This window comes from Photorhabdus thracensis (genome assembly GCF_001010285.1).
Lineage (GTDB): Bacteria > Pseudomonadota > Gammaproteobacteria > Enterobacterales > Enterobacteriaceae > Photorhabdus > Photorhabdus temperata.
The window spans coordinates 4,628,356-4,653,990 of sequence record NZ_CP011104.1 but is presented as its reverse complement, the minus strand read 5'-3'; the positions used below and the strand labels follow the sequence as shown (position 1 = coordinate 4,653,990).

Sequence of the window (25,635 nt, the reverse complement as noted above, 5' to 3'; positions counted from 1 at the left end):
GTGACTTGTGACATTGTAACTTTATTTCTTAGTCGGAGCCGCCGCTCTTATGTGGCGGTGATCCATGTAACTATTTCTTTGGTTTTATCGTGAGTTTCATCGCAACCCTTGCACCTAAACCCGCGGTAACTTCCTCGGCCAGAATTTTCAGTAATTCATCAGGAATATCATCTGATTCCAGTAAGACAAAACCAAATTTGTCATATAATTTGCGGCTTGGTATAAAATCACGAAAAGTGGTGAGGTAAAGCGCTGTCTCATTGCGCTGTTTTAATTGTTCAATGATTACTCTAAGAAGAGTACTGGCAATACTCTGACCATGATATTTCGGCAGCACATCGATCTCGGCTAATAGTGTCAATTGATTTAGGCCACGGATCAGGGCAAATCCAACCTGTTTTTGATCAATTTCAGCGATCCAAAGCCGCTGTTCCTGGATAGCTGATTTAATTTCATACAGAGACAGGGTTTTATCACAGAGTGCTTTCGGCAGTAATTCGTCTGGAAAAAGAGAAGCAGTTTGCAGTTCTATATTGTTAATAACAGTACTATCTTCATGGTTTCCCATTCTAACCGTTATGTTGTTTATAGTCATATTTTATTATCCTGAGTTTTTTAATAATGTATTGGAATAGATGAAAGCAATAAATGCTATTCCAAAAATGCTATCTTAAACGAAAAATAGATAGGTCAATGTATAATCAGTAGCAACGAAGTTAAATGTTAACTATGGCAATAATATACTGATTATAAAAAATAATTTACAGACGACACAGTTCTCTTTGTTTTTTGTATGTAAGGATTAACATGAAATTAGTGATGTGTATCCCAACCTGAACAATGTTTCTTTTTTTACACTGGTACGTTGAGTTAATAATTTGTTAAAACAAAGCGTGCGTTATTTATTAGGCGAGTGATAACATAGCAATTGAAATTTCAGGAGTATTACCTTGGAGAAAGTCTGGCTAAAACATTATCCGGCGGATGTTCCTGCGGAAATTGACCCGGATCGTTATGCATCATTGGTTGAGATGTTTGAAAATGCTGTAGCGCACTATGCAGATCAACCTGCGTACATCAACATGGGTGAGGTTATGACCTTCCGTAAGCTGGAAGAGCGTAGTCGGGCATTTGCTGCTTATTTGCAAAATGGTTTGGGATTAAGCAAAGGGGATCGTGTTGCACTGATGATGCCAAACTTGTTGCAATATCCTGTTGCACTGTTTGGCGTTCTGCGTGCAGGTATGGTTGTCGTAAATGTAAACCCGATGTATACGCCACGCGAACTTGAACATCAGCTTAATGACAGCGGCACTTCAGCTATTGTGATTGTGTCCAACTTTGCTCATACACTAGAAAAGATCGTTTTTAATACCGAAGTTAAGCATGTTATTTTGACGCGTTTGGGCGATCAGCTATCCCGTCCTAAAGGTACGTTGGTTGATTTTGCTGTGAAATATATCAAACGACTGGTACCGAAGTATAATCTGCCTGATGCCATCTCATTCCGTAGTGCGATACACAAAGGCTATCGCATGCAATATGTAAAACCGGATATTAACGGCGCTGATTTGGCCTTTCTGCAATATACTGGCGGCACGACTGGCGTAGCTAAGGGTGCTATGTTGACGCACCGTAATATTCTGGCAAATCTTGAACAGTCAAAAGCGGTTTATTCACCGTTACTGCATTCTGGTCAGGAACTGATAGTCACTGCGTTGCCTCTCTATCACATATTTGCATTATTGGTAAACTGTTTGCTGCTTATTTACTTGGGGGGATGCAATCTTCTGATCACTAACCCGCGTGATATTGTCGGTACAGCCAAAGAGTTGAGCCGCTACCCGTTCACTTCTGTAACTGGGGTGAATACGTTGTTTAACGCCTGGTTGAATAATGAAGAATTTAGGAAGCTTGATTTTTCTTCGTTACGTCTCGTTGTTGGTGGTGGTATGCCAGTACAGAAGGCGGTTGCTGAAAGATGGGTAGAAGTAACAGGAAGGCCCCTGCTTGAAGGCTATGGCCTGACAGAATGTTCACCATTGGTTTCCTGTAATCCTTATAACGTGAAACATTACACTGGCAGTATTGGTTTTCCAGTATCTTCAACTGAAATTAAACTCGTAGATGATGACGGTAATGAAGTGCCGATAGGTCAGCAAGGGGAATTGTGGGTCCGTGGCCCACAGGTTATGGTTGGTTACTGGAATCGCCATGATGCGACAGAAGAAGTGTTGAAAGATGGCTGGGTAGCGACAGGTGATATTGCTAATGTTAATGAACAAGGTTTTATTCATATCGTAGACCGCAAAAAAGATATGATTTTGGTTTCTGGTTTTAATGTGTATCCTAATGAAGTTGAAGATGTTGTATCAGCTCACCCGAAAGTGCTAGAGTCAGCAGCAATTGGCGTATCAAGTGAAAGTTCCGGTGAAACTGTCAAAGTGTTTGTGGTTCGAAGAGATCCTAGTTTGACCGAGGATGAACTTAAAACGCATTGCCGGCGTTATCTGACAGGGTATAAAGTACCTAAGATCATTGAGTTCCGGGATGAATTACCTAAATCTAATGTAGGTAAAATTCTTCGCAGAGAACTGCGCGATGAAGAAGAAAAGGTTAGGAATGCAGCTATAGCCTGATCCTTTTCATAATACTTATAAGCACGACAACGCCGGTTTCAGCCGGCGTTGTCGTGCTTATTCCATGAAATGGCTAAGAGAACTATGTTTTGAATTATCAGTTGATCACCACAGATGCTCAGTTGCAACAAGTCTGCGAAAGAGCAAAAGAATACTCAAAAGTAGCATTAGATACTGAATTTGTACGCACGCGGACGTATTACCCACAATTAGGTTTGATACAACTGTATGATGGCGAACAGCTTTCTCTGATAGATCCACTTAATATCACCAACTGGCAACCTTTTCGTGAATTAATTACTCATCCTCAGATATTGAAGCTGTTACATGCTGGCAGTGAGGATTTGGAAGTTTTTCTGAATGCTTTTCAATGTTTGCCGGAACCCATGATTGATACTCAGGTTTTGGCTGCGTTTATCGGACACCCTCTGTCATGTGGTTTTGCCGCGCTGGTGGCTGAATATCTCCAGGTCGAGTTGGACAAAAGCGAATCTCGCACCGACTGGCTTGCCCGCCCGTTAAGTGAAAAGCAGTGTGAATATGCAGCGGCGGATGTTTATTATCTGCTGCCTTTGGCTGATATTCTGATGACTGCGACGGAGCAGGCTGGGTATATGAAGGCTGCAATGGGTGAGTGTGAGCTTATCAGCCGACGTCGCAAAGAGATATTGACACCGGAATGCGCTTATAAACAGATAGGCAATATCTGTCAATTACGTCCTCAACAGCTTGCGTGTTTAAAAAAAATGGCTGCATGGCGTTTGAATCAGGCCAGAGAGCGTGATTTAGCTGTGAACTTTGTTATTCGTGAAGAAAACTTATGGCAGGTGGCGCGTTATATGCCAACCTCTTTGGCAGAATTGGATGCGCTGGGGTTAAGTGGGCAGGAGATTCGCTGTCATGGACGCCGCCTGTTGGCAATGGTTGCCGAAAGCGGAAATATCCCAGAAAGCGAATGCCCTCCACTGGTGACAAATCTGATTGATCAACCTGGTTATCGTAAAGCGTTTAAGGATATTAAGGTGCTGATTAATCAGATAAGTGAACAGCATCGGTTTAATTCTGAATTACTGGCATCTCGTCGTCAGATTAATCAGTTACTCAGTGTTCACTGGCAATTGAAGCAATTAAATGGCAAACCTGAACTGCTTAGTGGATGGCGGGGAGAATTGCTGGCTGGGCCAGTCGCAGAGATTCTGGCGAACTATCCTGATTAACTAAATATTAGATGAGAGCGACTGCTTTAGCAAAAACCGCTGTAAGCCCTTGACAGGGCGGAGAACAGTCACTCTGATGTCAGACTAAAGCGTGAAAGAGCGGGGGCCCCGTTTAGGGTTACCCCATCTCAGGCAGTCACATAATGAGCTTGGTTACTTTGATGGTGATTAATGATAAAACAGCACGGTTTACCCACGTTATTTTTGAGCTTCTTCTGTCTCAGGTAGCGTTATATTAAGCTCCAGCACAGAAATATCATCACCTTTCTGCTCAAATTGTACCGAGAGCATCTCAGGATCTACCTGTATATACTTACAGATTACCGCCAGGATATCCCGCTTCATGTCAGGCAAGTAAGCCGGTTCAGAATCACCACGGCGACGCTCTGCCACGATGATTTGCAGACGTTCCTTAGCGATATTTGCTGTCGTTTTTTTTCTCGACAGAAAGAAATCTAGCAAGGCCATGTTTTATCCCCCAAATAGGCGTTTTAAGAAGCCCTTCTTTTCTTCTTCAATAAAACGGAAAGGACGTTCTTTCCCCAATAGACGCTCAACAGTATCTGTATACGCTTTTCCTGCATCGGATTCCGTATCCAGAATGACGGGTTCCCCTTGGTTGGATGAACGCAGTACAGATTGATCTTCAGGAATAACACCAAGTAAAGGAATGCATAAAATCTCCAGAACATCTTCCATACTGAGCATATCACCACGGCTTACCCGGCCTGGGTTATAGCGAGTTAGTAGCAGATGCTCTTTAATGGGATCTTCACCGCGTTCAGCACGTCGCGATTTAGAGGCCAGAATACCCAGAATACGATCTGAATCACGTACAGAAGAGACTTCAGGGTTCGTTGTGATAATCGCTTCATCAGCAAAGTAGAGTGCTATCAACGCACCACTTTCAATCCCTGCCGGAGAATCACAGATAATAAAATCAAAACCTTGTTTATCCAGATCGACCAAAACTTTCTCAACACCTTCAGGAGTGAGCGCGTCTTTATCGCGGGTTTGCGATGCCGGCAAGATGTAAAGATTCTCGGTACGTTTATCTTTGATTAATGCCTGATTAAGCGAGACGTCCCCTTGGATAACGTTCACGAAGTCATAAACTACGCGGCGTTCACATCCCATAATCAGATCGAGGTTACGCAGACCGATATCAAAATCGATAACAACGGTTTTTTTACCTCTTTGGGCAAGGCCGGTAGCAATGGCCGCGCTTGAAGTGGTTTTGCCAACGCCACCTTTACCTGATGTAACAACAATAATGCGTGCCATGAAGCGATTCCTTATTAAAAGGGCTAGATTAAAGGTTCAATAGTTAATTCATTATTTACCAGGCTAAGTTTTGCGGCTTTTCCTGCTAATTCAGTCGGGATTTTATCGCCGAGCCAATATTGCCCGGCTATAGAGATGAGTTCAGCGTTTAAATGGGTGCAAAAAACCAAACATTCCTGATCACCAGATGCGCCGGCTAATGCCCGGCCACGCATCATGCCATAGATATGAATATTGCCGTCTGCAATCAATTCGGCACCGGCACTGACATTACTGGTGACAATAAGATCACTGCCTTGCGCATAAATTCTTTGCCCTGAGCGAACAGGTAAATTAATTATGCGGGTTTTTTTTACAGTAGGTTCTGTTGGTTTATTTTCCTGTGCCGAAGCTTTTTGTTTTTTGCCTTCATTCAGCAATGGTAAGGCGGCTTTTATTACCGCCCTGCGTTGCTGCTCATCACGGCAACCGCTAATTCCGACAACCCGGAATCCTGCTGAATCAATAGCATGATGCAGCGCTTTCAGATCCGCGTCTGCCGGCAGAGCGGAGATATTAATGACAACAGGCGCATTTTTCAGGAAATCCGGTGCTTGTTCCACTTTTTCCTGTAGGGCCTGTAGGATAATTTCCGGTTGGTCATTGTGTAAATGAACAACTGAAAGCGTAAAATTACTGCCTTTTAGCTCAATTGGCGACTGTGACATCTATCCTGACTCAGATTCAGCAAATTTGAGATCCCCCAGAACAACATCTGGGATACGATATTTCGAAATACAATAAGCATGTTATAATTACTAAATTATTCAAGCAAGTCGTGGTCTTAATTTAAAAGAGTTTATTATAATGATTTGTGTGATCTACAGAAGTCCTAAACGGGAGCAAACATATCTTTATGTTGAAAAAAGAGATAATTTTTCTCGTGTTCCTGAAGAGTTACTAAGAAGTTTTGGTCAGCCTCAATACGCAATGATGATTTCCCTGGCAGACAGAAAGAAACTGGCGGGTGCTGATATAGAAAAAGTAAAAATATCGTTAATTGAACAGGGTTTTTACCTGCAAATCCCACCTCCGGCCGAAAATTTAATGAATGCACATCTGGAACAGATGAAAAAATAAGAAAAATCCGAAGATTTGGTGAGTGAAATTAACCGTTATTGCAGTTTTATTAACCACTGCAATATTAACGGGTGTGGTGTTTTTTCCCATTTATGTTGAGTTATGGCTGATAGGGTGGCGCATAAATGCTATAATCAGAGGTATGCCTGATAAACCAGAGTGAGGAATGAGTATGTATCAGCACAGAGACTGGCAGGGCGCATTACTGGATCTTCCAGTTAATAAAGTTGTTTGCGTTGGCAGTAATTACGCTAAACATGTTAAAGAAATGGGTTTTCAGCCAGCGGAAGAGCCGCTCATTTTTATTAAACCGGAAACTGCACTGTGTGATATACATCAACCGATTGCGATTCCAAAAGATTTTGGTGCTGTTCATCATGAAGTTGAACTGGCTGTATTGATTGGTACACAGCTGAAACAAGCAAATCAAGAGCGTGTTGGCATCGCGATCGCCGGTTTTGCTGTCGCATTGGATCTTACCTTGCGTGATTTGCAGTCAAAATTCAAGAAAGCAGGTCAGCCGTGGGAAAAAAGTAAGGCGTTTGATGGTTCTTGTCCGATATCCGGGTTCATTCGGATGAGCAGTTTTGGCGATCCACAAAATGCCCAGCTCTCATTGACGGTCAATGATGAATTACGGCAGAACGGTAATACCAATGACATGTTGACCCCCATCATTCCTCTGATCAGTCATATGTCTCACTTTTTCACTTTGCGGCCAGGAGATGTGATTCTTACCGGGACACCTGAAGGCGTCGGAGCACTGGAATCCGGTGATGTATTAAAGATTACTTTGAATGATAATGCACTCACTACAAGGGTGATTTAAATATAAGGAATAGCAGAAGTTATGTCTCAACCTTTCTGGCAGGTAAAAACCCTGGATCAGATGACGGACAAAGAATGGGAATCGTTATGTGATGGCTGTGGACAATGCTGTCTGCATAAATTAATGGATGATGATACCGATGAAATTTATTTTACTAACGTTGCCTGTAATCAACTCAATATAAAAACCTGTCAATGCAAAAATTACGAAGACCGTTTTAGATATGAGCCGGACTGTATCAAACTGACCCGCTACAATTTGCCAACATTTGAATGGTTGCCAATGACTTGTGCATATCGTTTACTTGCAGAGGGGAAGGCATTGTTACCCTGGCATCCACTAATTAGAGGGTCTAAATCAGCAATGCATAGCGAAAGAATCTCTGTCAGGCATATCGCTGTGCGGGAAATTGATGTTGTGGAATGGGAAGACCATATCATTAATAAACCTGAATAATGATTTAACTGACTGTAATTTAATAAATTATTTTTCTATTACTCTTATGTTGCGAGGAGTATCTTCATCCAAATGGGATTTGGTCCTAAAACTAAGTTATCCAGTACATGTATCCACCGAAAATAAACTAAAGGTTGATTGTATATAATTGCATCTATACTATTACCTAAAGGTAATTAAACCTGTGGTTTATTAGAGGAAGCATAAAATATGCCAAGACATTCGGAAAACATAGAAAAAATTACCAATGATTTCAGCCACCTGAATGAGCCAGAGCTTAACCGTACCCTGTATGATGTTTTTGATTCCTCTGGTACTGATATTGTGAATGACGTGGATGAACTCATTCTTCCACCAGGCTACCGATTGGTTAGAGTTGATAGCCGGTTAGATTTGGATATAGATGAGCCCCATTTTGAATTGGCGCTACTCAGCGACGACGCTAAGGAAGTTGTTTATTACAACAAAGTTATTGTGATGAATGACTTGGTGCTTAACTGTCGTCCTGCGTCGCAAACTCTTGTGTGGAGAACGAAGAAACCAAAACATAAAGCGGGTTTAAGTGATTTAGCAGCTAAAATCTTTTTTCACTATCTGATTAGAACCCATGATGTCGCTGCCTCGAACGTCAATCAAATAATAGACGATATCTCTTTTTGGCAAGCTCGAATGTATGAAGCATTACAGTTTGGGCTTTATGTTTACGGTTATGATGTTATGACTTGTGAACTGAGAAATATCTTAACTGAGGATGATGTTGGTAAAGAGCAGAGTTGGTTGTGGGGTGATGCAGAATATTATATGGATAGGTTAGCCATTATTTCCAAGATTAGGCTTCCTAATAAATAGTGAATTAATAGAAAACAATTCTAACTTCTTATGGGTTTTGCCACACACGCCGCTTAGTTGCGGCTTTTTCTTGTCAAATTGATGACATACCTCTGTAGAACAGTTCAGATGGCGAGGTTAATCCAACCGTAGGTTTATTGTTAATATATGTATATCTAGAAGTGCCGGAAAGCGCTTTCCGGCACCTGAAACTAACTTACTTTCTGATTACTGGACATAATCCTTCAGTTTATAAACCAGTTTATTGTCATGATTGGACAGGATCAGCTTTTGATCTTTCAGCGTGACTTTGACTCCATCAGCTAATACTTTACCAATCAGGTAATCCCATTTGTTCAACTTATCATCAGAGCAAAGCATTTGAGTGCTGGCCAGGTTTTTAACTGTCAGTACACCATTTTTCAGTTTGCCTTGACCCATAAAGAGATTACACATGGAGCCAGAGATATGCATTTTTTCACCGAATTCAATGGATGGTACGCGACCATCTTGATTTTTCGCGTCTTCGCCATTAACACTTACCAGAACAAATCTGTGATGTTGTAAATCATCGATCGACACGTTTTCTACTGCTGATGCTTGGAATGTGGCTAACAATAAAGTCGCAGTTGCCAAAGGTAGTATTTTTTTCATATTTATCTCCTAATATATTATTTTAAGGGTACTTACTAACAATATTCGGGCAATTTTTCCCGTTGATTAATTGCTGGATATTTCTCAGCGTAGTTTCACTGATACTGGTCAAGGCTTCTTCTGTCAGAAATGCCTGATGACCGGTAAACAGCACGTTATGACATGAAGACAAGCGACGAAAAATATCATCCTGAATCACGTCATTAGATTTGTCTTCAAAGAAGAGGTCGCGTTCATTTTCATAAACGTCCATACCCAGAGCGCCAATTTTTTGTTGCTTTAATGCGTTAATAGCGGCTACGGAATCAATCAGAGCGCCACGGCTGGTATTGACGATCATGACGCCGTTTTTCATTTTGCTAAAAGCAAGTTCATTCAGCAGATGATAGTTTTCTGATGTCAGCGGACAATGAAGAGATATCACATCGGATTGCGCATATAGCGTATCCAGATCGACATATTCAGCACCGAGATCCAAAACAGCTTGATTTGGGTATGGATCACAGGCTAACAGGCGCATGCCAAACCCTTTAAGAATACGTAGCGTTGCGATACCAATCTTACCTGTTCCAATAATTCCCGCTGTACGGTTGTGCATATTGAAACCAATTAAGCCATCAAGAGAGAAATTGGCGTCACGGGTGCGTTGATAAGCACGGTGAATACGGCGGTTTAAGCACAGGATTAACCCAATAGTATGTTCAGCAACAGCTTCTGGAGAGTAAGCTGGAACCCGTACAACCTGAATGCCCAATTCTTTAGCTGCGTCCAAATCGACATTATTAAAACCTGCACAACGTAGTGCGAGGATTTTTATATTCATTCCAGCCAATTCTTCAAGCACTTCACGATCAGCATTATCGTTAACGAAAATACAAACAGCATCTGCACCGATAGCATTTTTGGCGGTTTTTGAGCTAAGAGGAAAATCGAAAAACTCAAAATCATAATCAAACCCGAGTTTTTGATTAACCAGCTCCAGATGTTTATGGTCATACTGTTTGGTACTGTAAACGACTAATTTCATGGAATTATCTCCGTCATAATTTAAGTAGCTAATAAATTGTTTAGGGCTTAAATTATTGCTGACGTAAAGGTTTAAATAAACCGATAAATTAAGTAACGCTATAGGGGTATTGCTTGTTATCTCCCTATATCTTCAACAAAATTCTCTTAATAATCAATATCTTAGTTTGAGATGTATCTACTAAATTATGGAATAACAATAGAAGTAACCGATCTAAGGTTTAATAAGGAGAGGCAATGATTTGATAATCAAAGTGTTAAAAATATTCATTATGGTTCTGATGCCGTTGGTGTTGCTGATGCTGACGGCTTGGTTTTCTATTCTCCATTGGTTATCCAGGGCCTCTGGTTACCTCAGGGAAATAGGGTGTTCTGATACTCATATCGATAAGGGACTACATGGTTGAAGAAATAAAAGCGCACCGGGAGGTGCGCAAAATGCAGCAATATAATATATAGGTAATGTATGAATAGAGTGTAATTATCAGGCAGTCATTTTTTCCAGAATTTCACGGGCAGTTTGTTGCGCTTGATTTGCGGCATCAGGGCTTAATCCTACACCTTCAACAAACACAAATTCCACATCAGTAAGACCAATAAAGCCGAGGAACAGGCGTAAATAAGGTACTAATAGATCACTGGGCCCATCTTTATGAATTCCCCCATGGCTAGTCAGAATAATTGCGCGTTTGCTTTTTATCAGACCTTCAGGACCATTCTCGGTATAACGGAAAGTGACGCCGGCACGGGCTATTAAGTCAAAATAGTTTTTCAGTTGGGTTGGAATGTGAAAATTGTACATAGGTGCAGTCATAACAATGATGTCATGATCCTGCAATTCCGCAATAAGTTCATCAGATAACGCTAATACCTCTTTCTGACGGGCCGTCATTTCATCATCTTTTGGACGTAATGCATGAACCAGTTCGTTATCCAGAACAGGAATAGGTTGTGCAGCCAGATCACGTATTGTGATGCTATCGTCAGCATGGTTAGCTTGCCATTTTTCAATAAAGAAATCTGCCATTTGGTTAGTGTGTGAATGCTGCGCCATAATGCTGGATTTCAGAACCAGAACTTTACTCATTTTTATTCCTTAAATTAACTTTTGTTCGTTCACTTGTTAATCGCAATACAGTTATTCTATGAGTTATTATCTTCTGGTAATAGATCAATATTTAGAGATTAGTGTTCAAATTTATTGAATAACATTTATCCGTACTGATTACAGCAGCAGGAATACTCGCTGAAATTATTGCCAATAAAGAGGATATGCTACTATGTCATCAGCAAAAACGGGCTAATCAGCAAAGTAATAAGTCACTAAGGACTAAGATAAGGTGAAAGAGTCTCAGAAAATCATTAATCGTCAGGCCGTTTGTCCAACAATCAAATACCCAGAAAACTTGCCTGTCAGCCAGAAGAAAGATGAGATCTACAAAGCTATTCGTGATCATCAGGTTGTCATTATTGCTGGCGAAACCGGCTCGGGTAAAACAACGCAGATCCCCAAAATTTGCCTCGAATTGGGCAGGGGAATAAAAGGATTGATTGGTCATACTCAACCCCGGCGGCTGGCTGCTCGCGCGGTTGCCAATCGCCTGGCGGAAGAATTGGAAACCTCAGTGGGTTCAGCTGTAGGTTATAAAGTCCGTTTCAGTGATCATATAAGTGATAAAACGCTGGTTAAGTTGATGACAGATGGTATTTTGCTGGCGGAACTGCAAAATGAGAGGCTGCTTAAACAGTATGACACGCTCATTATTGATGAGGCGCATGAACGTAGTCTGAATATTGATTTTATTTTGGGTTACTTGCGTCAGCTATTGCCAAAACGCCCTGATCTGAAAGTCATCATCACTTCAGCGACTATCGATCCTGAACGTTTTTCCCGTCATTTTCATCATGCGCCCATTATTGAAGTTTCAGGCCGAACTTATCCGGTGGAGGTGCGTTATCGGCCTGTAATAGCCGAAGACAGTGATGAAGAGCGGGATCAGCTTGAAGCAATTATTGATGCTGTTGATGAACTGGGCCGTGAAGGGCCTGGGGATATTCTGGTCTTTATGAGTGGTGAGCGGGAAATTCGTGATACAGCCGATGCTTTGAATAAATTGAATTTGCGTCATACCGAAGTATTGCCGCTGTTTGCGCGTCTTTCTAACAGTGATCAGAACCGGATTTTCCAGTCACATGCCGGCCGCAGAATTGTGCTGGCAACTAACGTGGCAGAAACTTCTTTGACTGTTCCGGGAATTAAATATGTGATTGATACCGGATATGCACGTATCAGTCGTTACAGTTATCGGACGAAAGTCCAGCGATTGCCGATTGAACCAATATCCCAGGCATCGGCTAATCAGCGGAAAGGGCGCTGCGGACGTGTATCTGACGGGATTTGTATTCGCCTGTATTCGGAGGATGATTTCCTTTCACGGCCAGAGTTTACTGATCCGGAAATTCTGCGGACTAACCTGGCATCGGTCATTCTGCAAATGACATCAATTGGCCTTGGGGATATTGGCGCATTTCCATTTGTGCAACCACCTGATAAACGTAATATTCAGGATGGTGTCCGGCTTTTGGAAGAGCTTGGGGCGATTGACCAGAACGCAACGGTGAAGGGTAATTACCGCCTAACATTAATAGGGCGGCAACTTGCTCAACTTCCGGTTGATCCCCGGTTGGCGCGTATGGTGCTGGAAGCTCGTCATCATGGTTGTGTGCGTGAAGTGATGATAATTACCTCTGCGCTATCTATTCAGGATCCAAGAGAGAGGCCACTGGAGAAACAACAAGTTTCTGATGAGAAACATCGTCGCTTTGCCGACAAAGATTCTGATTTTATCGCATTCCTGAAATTATGGGATTTCCTGAAAGAGCAGCAAAAAGAACTTTCTTCTTCGCAATTCCGCAAACTTTGCCGTCAGGATTATCTTAACTATCTGAGAGTCAGAGAATGGCAGGACGTATATACCCAGTTACGACAAGTTGTAAAAGAAGTGGGTCTGCCGGTAAATAGTCAGGATGCAGATTATCGCAGTATTCATGTTTCGTTACTCTCTGGGCTGTTATCGCATATTGGCCAAAAAGATACAGATAAACAGGAATATACTGGTGCGCGCAATGCTCGTTTTTCTATTTTTCCTGGCTCCGGCTTATTCAAGAAGCCACCTAAATGGGCAATGGTTGCGGAACTGGTTGAAACCAATCGTTTGTGGGGGCGTATTGCTGCGCGGATAGAACCTGAGTGGATTGAACCGTTAGCCACACATCTGGTGAAGCACCATTATAGCGAACCGCATTGGCAAAAATCGCAGGGTGCGACAATGGCTAGGGAGAAAGTCACTTTATATGGATTGCCAATTGTGGCGAGTCGTTTGATTAATTACAGTAAAATTGACCCAATGCTTTGCCGTGAATTGTTCATCCGTCATGCGCTGGTGGAAGGTGACTGGCAAACCCGGCATGCATTTTTTCGGGCGAATCTGAAATTGCGTGAGGAAATTGAGGCGCTGGAGCATAAATCCCGCCGTCGTGACATTCTGGTGGATGATGAAATCCTGTTCAGTTTTTATGATCAACGTATACCTCAGAGTGTGGTTTCTACGGGGCATTTTGATCGTTGGTGGTTGAAGACAAACAGAACGCAACCGGACCTGCTCAACTTTGAAAAAAATATGTTGATCAAAGGTGATGCGGATAAAATCAGCGCGTTGGATTATCCTAATTATTGGCATCAAGATGCACTGAAATTACGACTTAGTTATCAGTTTGAGCCGGGCACAGAAGCCGATGGTGTGACGGTCCATATTCCGCTGCCGGTACTGAATCAGGTTAAAAATGAAGGATTTGATTGGCAGATCCCAGGTATTCGCTATGATCTTGTCGTCGCTCTGATTAAATCATTGCCGAAACCGGTGCGTCGTAATTTTGTACCGGCGCCAAACTATGCTCAGGCATTTTTGGAACGGATACCTCAACCTCAATCCACTTTGTTGGATAGTCTTGAGGGAGAATTACGGCGTATGACAGGAGTGACAGTGTCACGTGATGATTGGCAGTTAGAACAAGTGCCCGATCACCTCAAAATGACATTCCGGGTAGCAGGAGAGAAGAACCGGACTATCGCTGAAGGCAAAGATTTAGCTGCGTTGAAAGTACGATTGAAAGAGAAAGTTCAGGAGACGCTTTCAGCTGTTGCCGATGATGGTATTGAACAGAGTGGGCTGCATATTTGGAGTTTCGGTGAATTACCGGAACGATATGAGCAAAAACGTGGAGGTTACTCCGTTAAAGCATTTCCAGCGCTGGTGGATGAAAAAGAGAGCATCGGTATCAGATTGTTTGAAACTGAATTGGAACAACAGACGGCCATGTGGGAAGGCACCCGTCGTCTGTTATTGCTAAATATTCCTTCACCCATTAAATACTTACATGAGAAATTGCCGAACAAATCCAAATTGGGGCTTTATTTTAATCCTTATGGCAAGGTATTGGATTTAATTGACGATTGTATCTCTTGTGGCGTTGATAAATTGATCGCAGGGAATGGTGGACCGGCTTGGAATGAACAGACTTTTATTCAACTACAGAATAAGGTTCGGGCTGAGTTGAATGATACCGTTGTGGAAATTGCCAGGCAGGTGGAACAGATACTCACTACTGTTTTTGCTATTAATAAACGTCTTAAGGGTAGGGTTGATATTTCGCTGGCTCTGGCGTTATCTGATATCAAAGCGCAGCTTTCTGGTTTGGTTTTCAAAGGATTTGTCACCGCTAATAGCTGGAAACGTTTGCCGGATGTTTTGCGTTATTTGCACGGTATTGACCGCCGCCTTGAAAAATTGGCGATTGATCCACACAGGGATCGGACGCAAATGGGGCGTGTCGAGAATGTTCAGCAGCAGTGGCAGCAATGGTTGGCGAAATTATCACTGCAACAGAAGCAGTTACCTGAGGTGCAAGAGATTCGTTGGATGATAGAAGAATTAAGGATCAGCTTGTTTGCCCAACAACTGGGTACGCCATATCCGGTCTCTGATAAACGTATTTTGCAGAATATGGAACAGATTGCTTCTTAATAGTGCAAGGCCACCTCTTTTAGCGGTGGCTTTTTGCTAAGACGTATGACCTAGTTGGCAGTTGTACCGTACAAGAGTGCAGGATAGATTTATCTAAAATCTATACCCGTTATCTTTCAAGTTGCCGCTTTGTTGGCTGCACTCGCTCACCCCGGTCACATAGTTAGCTATGCTCCCAAGGATTCACTCCCTTGCCGTCGCGATGCATCTTGAAATCAATAAATTAATAATAGCTAGTGTTTAAAAAATACTACTTAAAGAAGAAAAAATCATTCAAAGAACACTCGTAAGACGTAAGTATAAGTTATTTATCACTGATAAATTAATGTCATTGTTGCGGTTGCATTTGCTTGACCGGGGGTAATATTGCGGTCTGTCTGGAAATAGCGGGCGCGTAAAGGAATAGAGTACTTCCCGCCTGAATAGCTGTTACCGATATTTATTTGTGAGTGAATAATTACCGGTTGGTTGTTATAAAGGATTTGTATACCAACACCGGAGGCTGTTGTGCGATTATAATTCTGATCAAGTGCCCATACATGATTTAATCTATTCTTTGCTTTCTTGCCATCAAGCATTAATTGAATTTGAACATTATCATCACAATCTAAAATAACCTCGAAATCTTTTCCTCCTGCTGTACTATTAATACCGGAAAAATCGCTTTTTTTGATATCGCCCATAGGAACAGTAATATTGGTATCTTTCAGTGAACAGCTTTTGGTAATAATCCGGGTATTACCTAAACGGTAGGTATGAACGATGCGATCATTTACCCGTGCCTGAATTAATTGATCACTTTTGACAAAACCGGAACCTGTTGTCGGTGCTATTTTTATCAACTGAATAGTCAAATAACCCCATGTATTACCGCAATACCAATGGCCTGAATGGTCACAACTAACAGGGTCATTGGTAATACGGGGTAACCAGTCCAGACCATAGCCAGGACCCCAGGTATTTATTCTGATACCCACACCGGGAACACCTGATTCGTAAATAGCATCTTTGTTGTAATCTGCGTTTTTATAGGCTGTATATCCCCATGATGTATTTATTCTAGTATCGCAATAGAAAACATTACCTTTATTGTCTAATTCATCTGCACGATATTCGTGAATAGTGGTGCCAATAGGTTTATCTCTTGGAACATACAAGGTTCCAAAAGATAGATTAGTGATTTCTGGTTTAAATCCTTTATCAAATTGGCAATTAGCAGCAAAACTATAAGGGATAATTGCCTGACCAGAAAATAAAATGATGGCAACTAACAAATATTTAAACCTATTATAAGTACTGAGCATAGTGTTTTCCTAAAAATCGTTATTTGCAGTGTGCTTCTATTGTATAAATGCCAGATAAAGGTTTTTTTTCTGGCAGTGTGTAATGAGCTACGCATTCTTGGATATCCTTGTAACCCCATTTAACCAGTAACTGTCCGCTATTGGGTAAACCAGTGAGATAAACCAGCCCTTGATGGCTGACCATGGCACTGTTTGCTTCATCAATCTCATCTTGTTTTTCTAACCTGACAATCGCACCAAAAGGAATCGGATTTTCTTGATAATAAAGATTTATCAGCACTCTGTGGCCTATTCGGGTTTTGAAATTGGCCAGGACTAATGCCCCCTGGGTGGGAATGACTGTTTGGGCATTCGCGTCAATATCGACATTATCGGCTAATGAATGGGTATCCAGTGCAATTCGGTTTTTCCGATAGCTGCTGACATAAGGAATAACGGCATAACCATTCCGGTCAGTGGTAATACCTACATTATTCTGGATTTTTATTCCTTGAGCGCCATCAGCCCGGACTAATGCCAGTGTATCTCCTAAATGTTGAGAAAGAGTAATGCCATATGGATGAGCAACAATTCCCCCTTGAAGGCCATAATTCAGCTGGCGGGAATGATTATCATAGCTATAGCCGGCACTAAATTGACCATAAGATCCTTTATATTCTGTGTGTATATGGCCGCCAGCTCCAGTACCGTGATTAGCATAACTCTGTTGTAAACTATAAATTAAATTATTATCTTCCAGTGTCGTACCACTTAAACCCACTTGGTGGGAAATATCCTTGTTTTTATTGGTATTCAAATTGTAACTGGCCCAGCTATTTTTTAGCCAGCGATCTAATGGAACCTGTATGCTGAATGAAAAAAGCTGTTCATTTTTATTCGTGTCGGGGAGTTGATTATAGGTATAATTTAAACTGTAATTAATATTGTTATAATTGATGCTATAGCCTGCGTTGATATTACGTTCATAGCCATGTTGCTGCCAGTAATTTTGCTGAAAAGCGGATAGATATAAACTACCAAAATCTCCAATAGATTGATTAATATGCAATTGCAATTTGCTTCTTTTATTTGTGCGATAATGCCAGTCATTTTTATTGGGATTATTTATATCATTGGCTTCTTTAAAATCATAAAAGCCACGTGTCGAATAGCGATAACCTGCCAGAGTAAAATTAGTTCCTGTTAATAAAAGATCTTTTGCATATTGAAAGCGGTAAGATTGCCCTTTGGTACTTATATTTGATGGCAAATCGGTATTCGCATGTGTTATGTCAAAAGAGAGAGAACCAAATATACCAAAATTATAACCTGATCCTAAAGCAACTGATTGATAATCTTTTGAAAAGATAGCCCCACCATAGGTAGTGATATTATTGGAAAGGCCGTAGATTAGTGCCCCTTGGGTAAAATTAGGTTCTCGTCCACGATTATTTGATGATTGGTATTGGCCCAGAGTGACTGAATATTGAATGCCTCCTTCCCGTAACATAATAGGTATTGTGGAAAAAGATTGGGTAGAGCGATGTTCCTGTCCATCGGCTTCTTTAATAATAACTTCCAGGTTTCCACTTGTTGTGGTTGGAAAAAGGTCATTAATGATAAATGGACCCGGTGAAACATAAGTTTGATAAATGATATAGCCGCTTTGTTTAATTGTGACCTGTGCATTACTTTGAGCAATTCCTCGGATAGTAGGGGCAAAACCTTTTAAGCTGTCTGGTAACATATTATCGTCAGAAGCTAATTGTAAGCCACGAAATTGGACGCCATCAAAAATATAGGAAGATGTAAAGCTATCACCCAGAGTTAATTGCCCTTTTAGTGGGTGAATGTCTCGTTGTAAATAGGTATTAATACTTTTCCAACTCTTATCGCGGCTGGTATAGGTGGAATAATTGCGCAGACGCCATGCTTGCCAATTAGCGCCTGTTCGAAGATTCAGATAGTTGGTTTGTGTAGAACCAGACGGATTATCTTGCCAGGTGTTTGAACCACTATAATTATAATTAATCAATAATGAAGTTAATCCTTGTTGCCATAATTCAGGTGAAACGTAACCTCTTGCCTGATTGTTTAATGCTGCTTGTGGAATACTGATATCTAACCTTTGTTGACCAAAATTAAAGGAAGTGCTTGCTGATGGAATATATTGACCTAAATCAGACAGCTCTGTTTCTTGTGGTAAACTGATTAATTCTGAGAATGTATCAATTTTTACCCCCATATCCTGTAATTGCTGAATAGTTAGTTTAGGAAGCAATTTATTATTTACCATAATAAAGTTTACGTTTCTGGTATCTATCTTATCTTTATTGAGATAAATATCTACCCAATAAATACCAGGAGGTTGGTCATTCTGTGTGAAAATAGAGAGATCAATATCTTCAGGCGAACCAAAATCAGTCCCAGTCTCTAACGCATGGATGTTGAAATAATCTTCAGAATAGGTTTTAGTAGAGTAAAAAAATACTCCAACTGTCATCAATAATGGTAATAAGAGCCATGAATGTTCAATATCATATGATTTCTTATTAGTTTTATGCAGTGAGTACTTTTCCATAATTAACTTTCTAGCATAGAGTAAATTAATGTGACTGTTTTGTTAAATGGTTATTTTTTCTTCGGCAGTGACGCCACCAAAATCATTAATAACTTTCCAAGTTACTTGCTTTATATTCTTTACAGGTAGAGTCCAGCTTAATTGACTAAAGGGTTTAATCATTCCCGCAGGTTTTATTTCATGTTGATCTATTTTAAGGTGAGAGAATGAGATAAAGTAAGGGGTGGGATTTTCTGCGATCAACAAATTATTTTCTGTTCTGAATTTGAGTTCTTTGTATGCAGTACTTGATTTTTCTGCCAAATTTGCAGGGCGGTAAAACAATTTAAATTTTGACTTAACTGTAATTTGTAATTGATTTTGATCTGACTTCACCGAGGTCGGAATAGACTTTACATTCAACCAAAAAAGTGATTCCCGATCTTCAGGTAGATTACTCCCTGCTTTTACAATCCGCAGAATATTTTCTTGGCCTGCTGCGAGTTTAAATATTGGGGGAGTAACGATAAACGGGGTTTTCATATTATCGTTTTCATCTTGGATCCAAGACTGAATCAGATAAGGTGCATCTTTTTCCGGGTTGTTTATAGAAATGGACGCTTCCTTTTTATCACTCATGTAAATAACACGGGTTCCGCCAATGACGACACCTGCGATAGCAAAATTTATGCTGATAACATATACAAATATCATCGTTAATAGACGTTGGAATTGCACGGTAATCTCTCCATTTTATCGTATTTTTATACGCTATCCTGTGGGATTTATGGGCATCCATGCCCCATACTGCTTTATTAATAACAAAACGTGAAGCAAGTTTTGTTCTAAATTTGTCCTGTCTTAGTTATAAACAACAGTAAAGTTAGCAACTGCATCCCCAGATCCTGGGCTAATTGCTTGAGCTGTAGCGATATACTTTGCAATAAATTTCAATTCTGCGGTTTTTTGATCTGTAAAAGCCTGAAGTTTGGATGCTTTTGCCAAAGGGATCAGGGTTGAATTATCTTCTTCATAGATACCAATAGCGACACCATCGGCGACTGCCTGGCCTTTATCATTGGATAGAGCCAGAAGATTGCTATTTTTACTATCTATTTGCCCATCAAATTTAACTTGTGCATGAGTATATTCTGGTGGGCAATCACTCATCTTAATGCTAAAAGGTGTTGCAACAGCGGTACTATCTACACCACTAAATGCATTTGAGCTAATTGTCCCCATGTTAACGTTTTGATTTGCAGAATTGGTATCGATTTTACAAGCATTAGCGATGATGTTACCTGTAAAATTGATCTTTCCGTCTGCCGCATTTGCTACCGAGATAAATACAGAAGATGCAAGTAAGGATGAAATAATCAGTTTAGTGTTCATTGTAAATAGATCCTAGCCCTGGCGAGTATTACGGCAGGGAAACAGAAACATTGATTGAACCGAGACTGTATAAATGTCAATACAGCATGTAAGTATCTATAAAGCTCTTATCCGATAATCAGAACCATAGGTCAAACGGTGTTTTGTTTGGCGTTTCTTATGTAGGATAAAGTGTGGATGATAATAGCGATTAATTCGGAAGAATCCAAAGAATGACTCGGTAATATGCTACATTTGAGATTTTTATCTATAATTAATGACTAGACAGGATTTTTTTTAAAGTCTATTGTAATTTATCATATGGAATAAAATATTATGCTGGCGGGTAAGAATATTTATTAATTAATAATTAGTTATAAAATTAATTGTGATATAAATCACAATTAATATATCGCACTGAAAAATCTATTCTTTATTTTCTATTTTATTATCTTGAGGTTGTTGTTTCATATTGCTATTTTTTGGTTTTTTGGAATGTATATACATGATAGAGTAAGTTATCTAGATCAAGTTACGTTATAACTCATCATATTTATATTTCTGTTTTATTGCTGATATGAGCTTTGAACTACAATATATCTCGAACGTATTCTGTTCAACACAAGATCGTTTTTCCGGTCACATTGAATACCTCGTTTGTTATACATGCAGGGGAAGTTTTGCGTTAGGGGAGAAATGACACACATATCCATGGAATAAAATCTATACATCTGGCTTTTATTGGTCTATGAATTCTGGACTGGAAGAGTCGTGTTGCCGCTTACCGGCAGGCTTTTGTGTCTCAGGGATGCTGTTTTCTGTGGCGTTGCGGCAATCTGAAATTGAGGAGGATCTATCAGATGAATGTCAAACCTTTCGGATGGCTTGTGTCCGGATAATCCTCAACGTAATCAACACCGTTAGCGGAGGAAAAATGAAACAGTTCGTCTTTGTATCGGGCTTATTGGCCGTCGTACTCGCATTCGCGCAGCCCGTTTCGGCCATGGAAGCAGAGCAGAAAACCGTCACAAATGGTGCGGCATCAATCGAATATTCGGTGCGAGGAGAGGGACCGCTGATTGTGATGATCGCCTCAACCGGTCGTGGAACGGCGGAATTCGCACCGCTCGCGGATCGACTGGCGATGAGTGGCTATCGCGTTGCTCTGCCCGAGCCACGCGGAATCTCGGGGTCAACCGGTCCGATGGAGAACGTGACTTTCCACGACTTTGCCGATGATTTTGCAGCAGTGATTGCAGCGGAAGGCAGCAAGGCAATCGTGGTGGGTCATGCTTATGGTCACTGGATCGCCAAGACAATTGCTTCGGATTACCCCGAAATGACGCGTGGCATAGTACTTCTGGCAGGAGCCGCGAAATCTTGGCCTCCGGAGCTTTCGGATGCGATCACTGTGATTAATGATCCGAAATCCACCCGCGAGGAACGACTGGCGCGGCTTCGGCTTGCCTTCTTCACGGAAGGTAATGATCCGACACCTTGGCTTGAGGGTTGGCATTCCGATGTCGTAAAAAGCCAGTCTGCGGCGCGCGAGCTGACTAATCGTAAGGATTGGTGGGCTGGCGGGACGGCGCCGATCCTCGATCTGCAAGCTAGGTCCGACCCGTTCCGACCTGAAGAGTCGCGGATGGAGGCAAAGAACGAGTTCGGTAACCGCGTTACTGTGGTTGTGATCAAAGGGGCCAGCCATGCGCTGCCTGCTGTGAAACCGATCGAGACCGCAGATGCGATTGCGGATTGGGGCGATAAACTGAATAACTAAGAACAATCCAGTCTCTGTCAGGGTATTCGAACTGTGTTTGTTTCGGCGCGAATTTTTCAGACGGGGCAGTTCCGATGACTGGTTCTGAGAAACATAGAATTAGTTACAACATACTTTGTAAAACAACACCTAAAAAATATGCCAGAACCAAGGCAAAAATAAAACAAATTGCTATATGAAAACACGAATGGCTACTACAGAAAGTAATAGCCTGAATTCGACGGAATTACTTGATTAACAGCCAGGTTGCAGGGATTGTGGTTATTAGTAACGCGGCAATAGCTAATTTTTCAGCCGGATAAAGATTGTGTTTCTGTGGATTCTGACGGCGGGCATACAAGAAAACAATAACACCTGGTGCATAGAGAACGACGGACAATAACAAATTCATTAAACCGGATGCATAAAGCAGCCATAGGCCATAAATACAAGCCCCAACGGCAATCAGTAATAATCCCTTGTTGCTACGATCAAAAGCGACTTTCAACAGAAATGCGCCAACAAGGAAATAGGGCAGTAAAATCATCTCTGATGCAATTGCTAGTAATGAATTGTAGCTGCTCCCGCTCAACCAAATCAGAACGAGGGAAAATTGTACTGCGCCATTAGTCAACCACAATGAGGATGATGGCGCGTTATTGCCGTTTTGCAGGCCAAAAATTTTCGGGAAAGAGCCATGTTGGGAAGCGATAAATGGAACTTCCGCCGCCATGATCGTCCAGCTTAGATAAGCACCGCAAACGGAGATAATTAATCCGGTAGCAATAATGATTTCACCTGCCGAACCAATAAGTCCTACCATCAGGTTTGCCATTGATGGATTGCGTATTTCAGCTAACTCAGGCCGTGGCACTAACCCAAGGGAGAGCAGGGTAACTAATATGTATATTCCTAATGCGACGACGACGGCCAGCATAGTCGCAATACCAACGTCTTTACGTTTTTTTGCCCTAGCTGAAACTACAACGGCACCTTCGATACCAATGAACACCCAAAGGGTGATCAGCATTGTGTCTTTTACTTGTTGCCAGACAGGAACACCCAATTCGATACCTGTAAAGTCAAGATCAAAGATATCCATTTTAAACGCGATTGCAGCAAGAATAATGAAAGCGCCTAAAGGCAGCAATTTTGCCATTGTTGCCAGTTTGTTGATTCCAGCTGCGGTTTGAACGCCACGGAGTACCAACCAGTGTACTAACCAGAGTAAAACAGATTCTCCCAACAGGGACTGCCAGGTATTGCCGTCACCAAAGATGATGATACCTTCTTTATCAGTAAAGAAACTCAGGGCGGCAAAAACGATAACCAGATAAGAAACATTGGCAACTACCGCACATAACCAATATCCCCAGGCAGAACAGAAGCCTATTAGTTCACCAAAGCCTTCTTTGGCATAAGTGAAAATGCCTCCATCAAGATCCGGGCGAAGACGAGAGAGAAATAACAGAGCGGTAGCCAGAAACAGGATACCGACACCTGTTATCCCCCAACCGATCATTAATGCTGCCGGGCTGGCGATCTCAGCCATATTTTGCGGTAAGCTGAAAACACCTGCGCCGACCATAGAGCTGAGTACCAGAGCAGTAAGAGCTGTAAGACCTAGTTTTTTTTCCAAAGATATGTTCCTAATTATGACACAAACTGCATTGTTAGCCAGTTCATTACCCCGATCACAAAAACGAATTGGGCATTGGGTTTTTGTCGCTTCCAAGCTGTATAGAACGGAAAAACAGACTGGTTAAACCTAGAAATAGAGGGGAATTCTACGGAGGGTATGGGCTGGATGCAATGGTTTTCTATGCAGATAACTATAAAATTTATGCATTATTAGAGTGATGGTTAAGACGTCATGCCATGCAATTTATTTTTATAAATTTATATAGGATATTTTTATAATGCGGCTTATTATGCTAAGAGAAATAAATGATGAATATAAAGCACAGTGATGCTATTACCTAATTAAGTAATTTTCATTTTAATTTATTCAATCAATCTCAAAATTTAGTGAAAATAATTGTAAAAGGTAAGTATTTTTCTTTAATCTTTATTTATCTATGTAATATTATTACCAGGTGACAATAATCATTTGTTTCCATATCAGGTCGTTAAGTTAATATTTTTAGTATGCAGACTTATAGTCTCATGAATGTTTTGTTAAATTGAAATCTCCATTTTTATTTTTTAATTAATTGATTTAATTATATTATTTTATATTTTTTTAATTGTTTTTGTTAATTTTAGATCGGAGTTAATATATTTTTTATCAACTATTTTCACTAGTGACAAATTAATTTTCGTTAATGTGACACAATACTGTTCTTATATAAAAATAAAAAAATCATGTTGACAACGACCACTTTGATTTATATTGTTTGTGAAAATATTAACCTGTTATCTATTAACTCATTTTCTTGTATATGTTTTTAGTTTTCAGGAATGATTATATGTACATATGCCAAAAAATTTTGGATAGTTAGGAGATGATTGTTATTCGAATTATTGTTTTTTTGGCGCCGACGAATGGCTTAGTATTAAATATTCATAAAGGTTAGAACATATGAAGCGTGTTCTGGTGATATCGTATTCCCAAAGCGGCCAATTGATCGAGGTGGTAAAAAGTTTAATCTCACCTTTGCATGAGTCTGACGAGATATACATTCGTGAAGTGGTTCTTAAACCAATTCCAGAGTATGAATTTCCCTGGTCATTTTCTAAATTTGTTGATGTTTTTCCAGAAACGGTGCAGTTACATTCACCTGAGCTAGCGCCTTTACATCTGGAAGATGAAGCACCTTTCGACCTGGTAATATTAGGCTATCAAGTTTGGTATTTGTCACCATCTCCTCCGATAACTGCGTTTCTTAAAAGTAAAGAAGGAAAACGATTACTCAATGGTCGGCCAGTAGTGACGGTTATTGTTTGTCGAGATATGTGGCTAATAGCCCAAGAAACGGTCAAAAAATTATTACATGAAAATGGAGCGCATCTGCGCGATAACGTGGTTTTTATCAATAAAGCAAACTTCTTTGTAACATTGTTTATAACCCCGCTGTGGCTAATGACAGGAAAAAAACATCCAATTGCCAGTTTACCGCCTGCTGGGGTATCGGAAGAAGATGTTCAAGGAGCTAAACGTTTTGGGGATGCGTTGGTAACAGCGCTTAAAGCGGATAAAGAGAAAGTTGACGCCCCAATGTTGAAAGGTTTAGGGGCGGTATTTGTCGATAAATCTTTTATTTTTGGTGAACGTTCTATACATCGCGGATTTAGATTGTGGTCCGGGTTTATTCACCGCGTAGGTAAACGGAGGAAATGGGTAAGGTGTTCTCTATTAGCCATGTTTGTGACCTATTTGGTACTGACGGTGTTGATTGTTTTACCTATATCGATGGTTATTCGCCGTTTGCTGACCGTATTACTGAAAGAACGTCTTAATGAGTTACAAAAATACTATGAACAACCATCCGGTTCTGCCCGTTATGATGATAAAGGAGATAAATAA

20 protein-coding genes and 1 pseudogene are annotated in these 25,635 nt (G+C 40.9%); 9 read left to right on the top strand and 12 right to left on the bottom strand.

Going from position 1 to position 25,635, the window contains the following annotated elements:
- Positions 1-70: 70 nt before the first annotated feature.
- Entirely contained in the window at positions 71-595 is a 525-nt protein-coding gene (locus VY86_RS20290; protein WP_046976318.1) for a GNAT family N-acetyltransferase, read from the bottom strand.
- A 355-nt stretch (positions 596-950) separates the two neighbouring features.
- Between VY86_RS20290 and fadD the strand changes: the two genes are divergently transcribed.
- Positions 951-2,639: a long-chain-fatty-acid--CoA ligase FadD gene (gene fadD / locus VY86_RS20285; RefSeq protein WP_046976317.1), complete on the top strand. Its 1,689-nt coding sequence runs from the start codon at positions 951-953 to the stop codon at positions 2,637-2,639.
- Positions 2,640-2,728: 89 nt separating this feature from the next.
- Positions 2,729-3,856: a ribonuclease D gene (rnd, locus tag VY86_RS20280; RefSeq protein WP_046976316.1), complete on the top strand. Its 1,128-nt coding sequence runs from the start codon at positions 2,729-2,731 to the stop codon at positions 3,854-3,856.
- Between the two features lie 198 nt (positions 3,857-4,054).
- On the opposite strand, the gene minE is transcribed toward rnd, so the two are convergent.
- From minE to minC, 3 genes are read right to left on the bottom strand one after another with little or no spacing between them, the layout of a single operon-like run.
- Complete coding sequence (gene minE / locus VY86_RS20275; RefSeq protein ID WP_023045613.1) at positions 4,055-4,324, bottom strand: cell division topological specificity factor MinE; 270 nt, start codon at positions 4,322-4,324, stop codon at positions 4,055-4,057.
- Between the two features lie 3 nt (positions 4,325-4,327).
- The gene (gene minD / locus VY86_RS20270; protein WP_046976315.1) at positions 4,328-5,140 is read right to left on the bottom strand and encodes a septum site-determining protein MinD; all 813 of its coding nucleotides are present in this window, start codon (positions 5,138-5,140) and stop codon (positions 4,328-4,330) included.
- 23 nt (positions 5,141-5,163) lie between these two features.
- Positions 5,164-5,847 carry a septum site-determining protein MinC gene (gene minC, locus VY86_RS20265; RefSeq protein WP_046976314.1) on the bottom strand — a complete coding sequence of 228 codons (684 nt, stop codon included), beginning with the start codon at positions 5,845-5,847 and terminating at the stop codon, positions 5,164-5,166.
- Positions 5,848-5,986: 139 nt separating this feature from the next.
- Here minC and VY86_RS20260 point away from each other — a divergent pair, with 139 nt between their 5' ends.
- From VY86_RS20260 to VY86_RS20245, 4 genes are all read left to right on the top strand, one after another.
- The gene (locus tag VY86_RS20260) at positions 5,987-6,259 is read left to right on the top strand and encodes a YcgL domain-containing protein (protein WP_021325808.1); all 273 of its coding nucleotides are present in this window, start codon (positions 5,987-5,989) and stop codon (positions 6,257-6,259) included.
- A gap of 172 nt (positions 6,260-6,431) precedes the next feature.
- A complete protein-coding gene (locus VY86_RS20255) occupies positions 6,432-7,088 on the top strand; it encodes a fumarylacetoacetate hydrolase family protein (RefSeq protein ID WP_046976313.1) in 657 nt (218 codons plus the stop codon).
- A 21-nt stretch (positions 7,089-7,109) separates the two neighbouring features.
- A complete protein-coding gene (locus VY86_RS20250; RefSeq protein ID WP_046976312.1) occupies positions 7,110-7,544 on the top strand; it encodes a cysteine cluster protein YcgN in 435 nt (144 codons plus the stop codon).
- 210 nt (positions 7,545-7,754) lie between these two features.
- Positions 7,755-8,393, top strand: coding sequence for a hypothetical protein (locus VY86_RS20245; RefSeq protein WP_023045610.1), 639 nt, complete (start codon positions 7,755-7,757; stop codon positions 8,391-8,393).
- 207 nt (positions 8,394-8,600) lie between these two features.
- Here the strand turns inward: VY86_RS20245 and hslJ are convergent, their stop codons facing one another.
- The 3 genes from hslJ to VY86_RS20230 form a co-directional block, all read right to left on the bottom strand.
- On the bottom strand, positions 8,601-9,026 hold the full coding sequence (gene hslJ / locus VY86_RS20240; protein WP_046976311.1) for a heat shock protein HslJ: 426 nt from the start codon (positions 9,024-9,026) through the stop codon (positions 8,601-8,603).
- A 22-nt stretch (positions 9,027-9,048) separates the two neighbouring features.
- The gene (locus VY86_RS20235) at positions 9,049-10,053 is read right to left on the bottom strand and encodes a 2-hydroxyacid dehydrogenase (RefSeq protein WP_046976310.1); all 1,005 of its coding nucleotides are present in this window, start codon (positions 10,051-10,053) and stop codon (positions 9,049-9,051) included.
- A gap of 483 nt (positions 10,054-10,536) precedes the next feature.
- Positions 10,537-11,139, bottom strand: coding sequence for an FMN-dependent NADH-azoreductase (locus VY86_RS20230; RefSeq protein ID WP_046976309.1), 603 nt, complete (start codon positions 11,137-11,139; stop codon positions 10,537-10,539).
- Between the two features lie 280 nt (positions 11,140-11,419).
- Between VY86_RS20230 and hrpA the strand changes: the two are divergent.
- Positions 11,420-15,136, top strand: a pseudogene (hrpA, locus tag VY86_RS20225) (ATP-dependent RNA helicase HrpA); the annotation flags it as partial.
- A gap of 311 nt (positions 15,137-15,447) precedes the next feature.
- Here the strand turns inward: hrpA and VY86_RS20220 are convergent.
- The 4 genes from VY86_RS20220 to VY86_RS20205 form a co-directional block, all read right to left on the bottom strand.
- On the bottom strand, positions 15,448-16,440 hold the full coding sequence (locus tag VY86_RS20220) for a fimbrial protein (RefSeq protein WP_046976307.1): 993 nt from the start codon (positions 16,438-16,440) through the stop codon (positions 15,448-15,450).
- Between the two features lie 19 nt (positions 16,441-16,459).
- Positions 16,460-19,000: a fimbria/pilus outer membrane usher protein gene (locus VY86_RS20215; RefSeq protein WP_046976306.1), complete on the bottom strand. Its 2,541-nt coding sequence runs from the start codon at positions 18,998-19,000 to the stop codon at positions 16,460-16,462.
- A 42-nt stretch (positions 19,001-19,042) separates the two neighbouring features.
- Complete coding sequence (locus tag VY86_RS20210; protein WP_052760881.1) at positions 19,043-19,717, bottom strand: fimbrial biogenesis chaperone; 675 nt, start codon at positions 19,715-19,717, stop codon at positions 19,043-19,045.
- A gap of 123 nt (positions 19,718-19,840) precedes the next feature.
- A complete protein-coding gene (locus VY86_RS20205) occupies positions 19,841-20,371 on the bottom strand; it encodes a fimbrial protein (RefSeq protein ID WP_046976304.1) in 531 nt (176 codons plus the stop codon).
- Between the two features lie 913 nt (positions 20,372-21,284).
- Between VY86_RS20205 and VY86_RS20200 the strand changes: the two genes are divergently transcribed.
- Entirely contained in the window at positions 21,285-22,130 is an 846-nt protein-coding gene (locus tag VY86_RS20200; protein WP_046977003.1) for an alpha/beta fold hydrolase, read from the top strand.
- A gap of 226 nt (positions 22,131-22,356) precedes the next feature.
- Here VY86_RS20200 and VY86_RS20195 read toward each other — a convergent pair whose 3' ends face one another.
- The gene (locus tag VY86_RS20195; RefSeq protein ID WP_046976303.1) at positions 22,357-23,748 is read right to left on the bottom strand and encodes an amino acid permease; all 1,392 of its coding nucleotides are present in this window, start codon (positions 23,746-23,748) and stop codon (positions 22,357-22,359) included.
- Between the two features lie 942 nt (positions 23,749-24,690).
- Between VY86_RS20195 and stlC the strand changes: the two genes are divergently transcribed.
- A complete protein-coding gene (gene stlC / locus VY86_RS20190) occupies positions 24,691-25,635 on the top strand; it encodes a stilbene biosynthesis aromatase StlC (RefSeq protein ID WP_046976302.1) in 945 nt (314 codons plus the stop codon).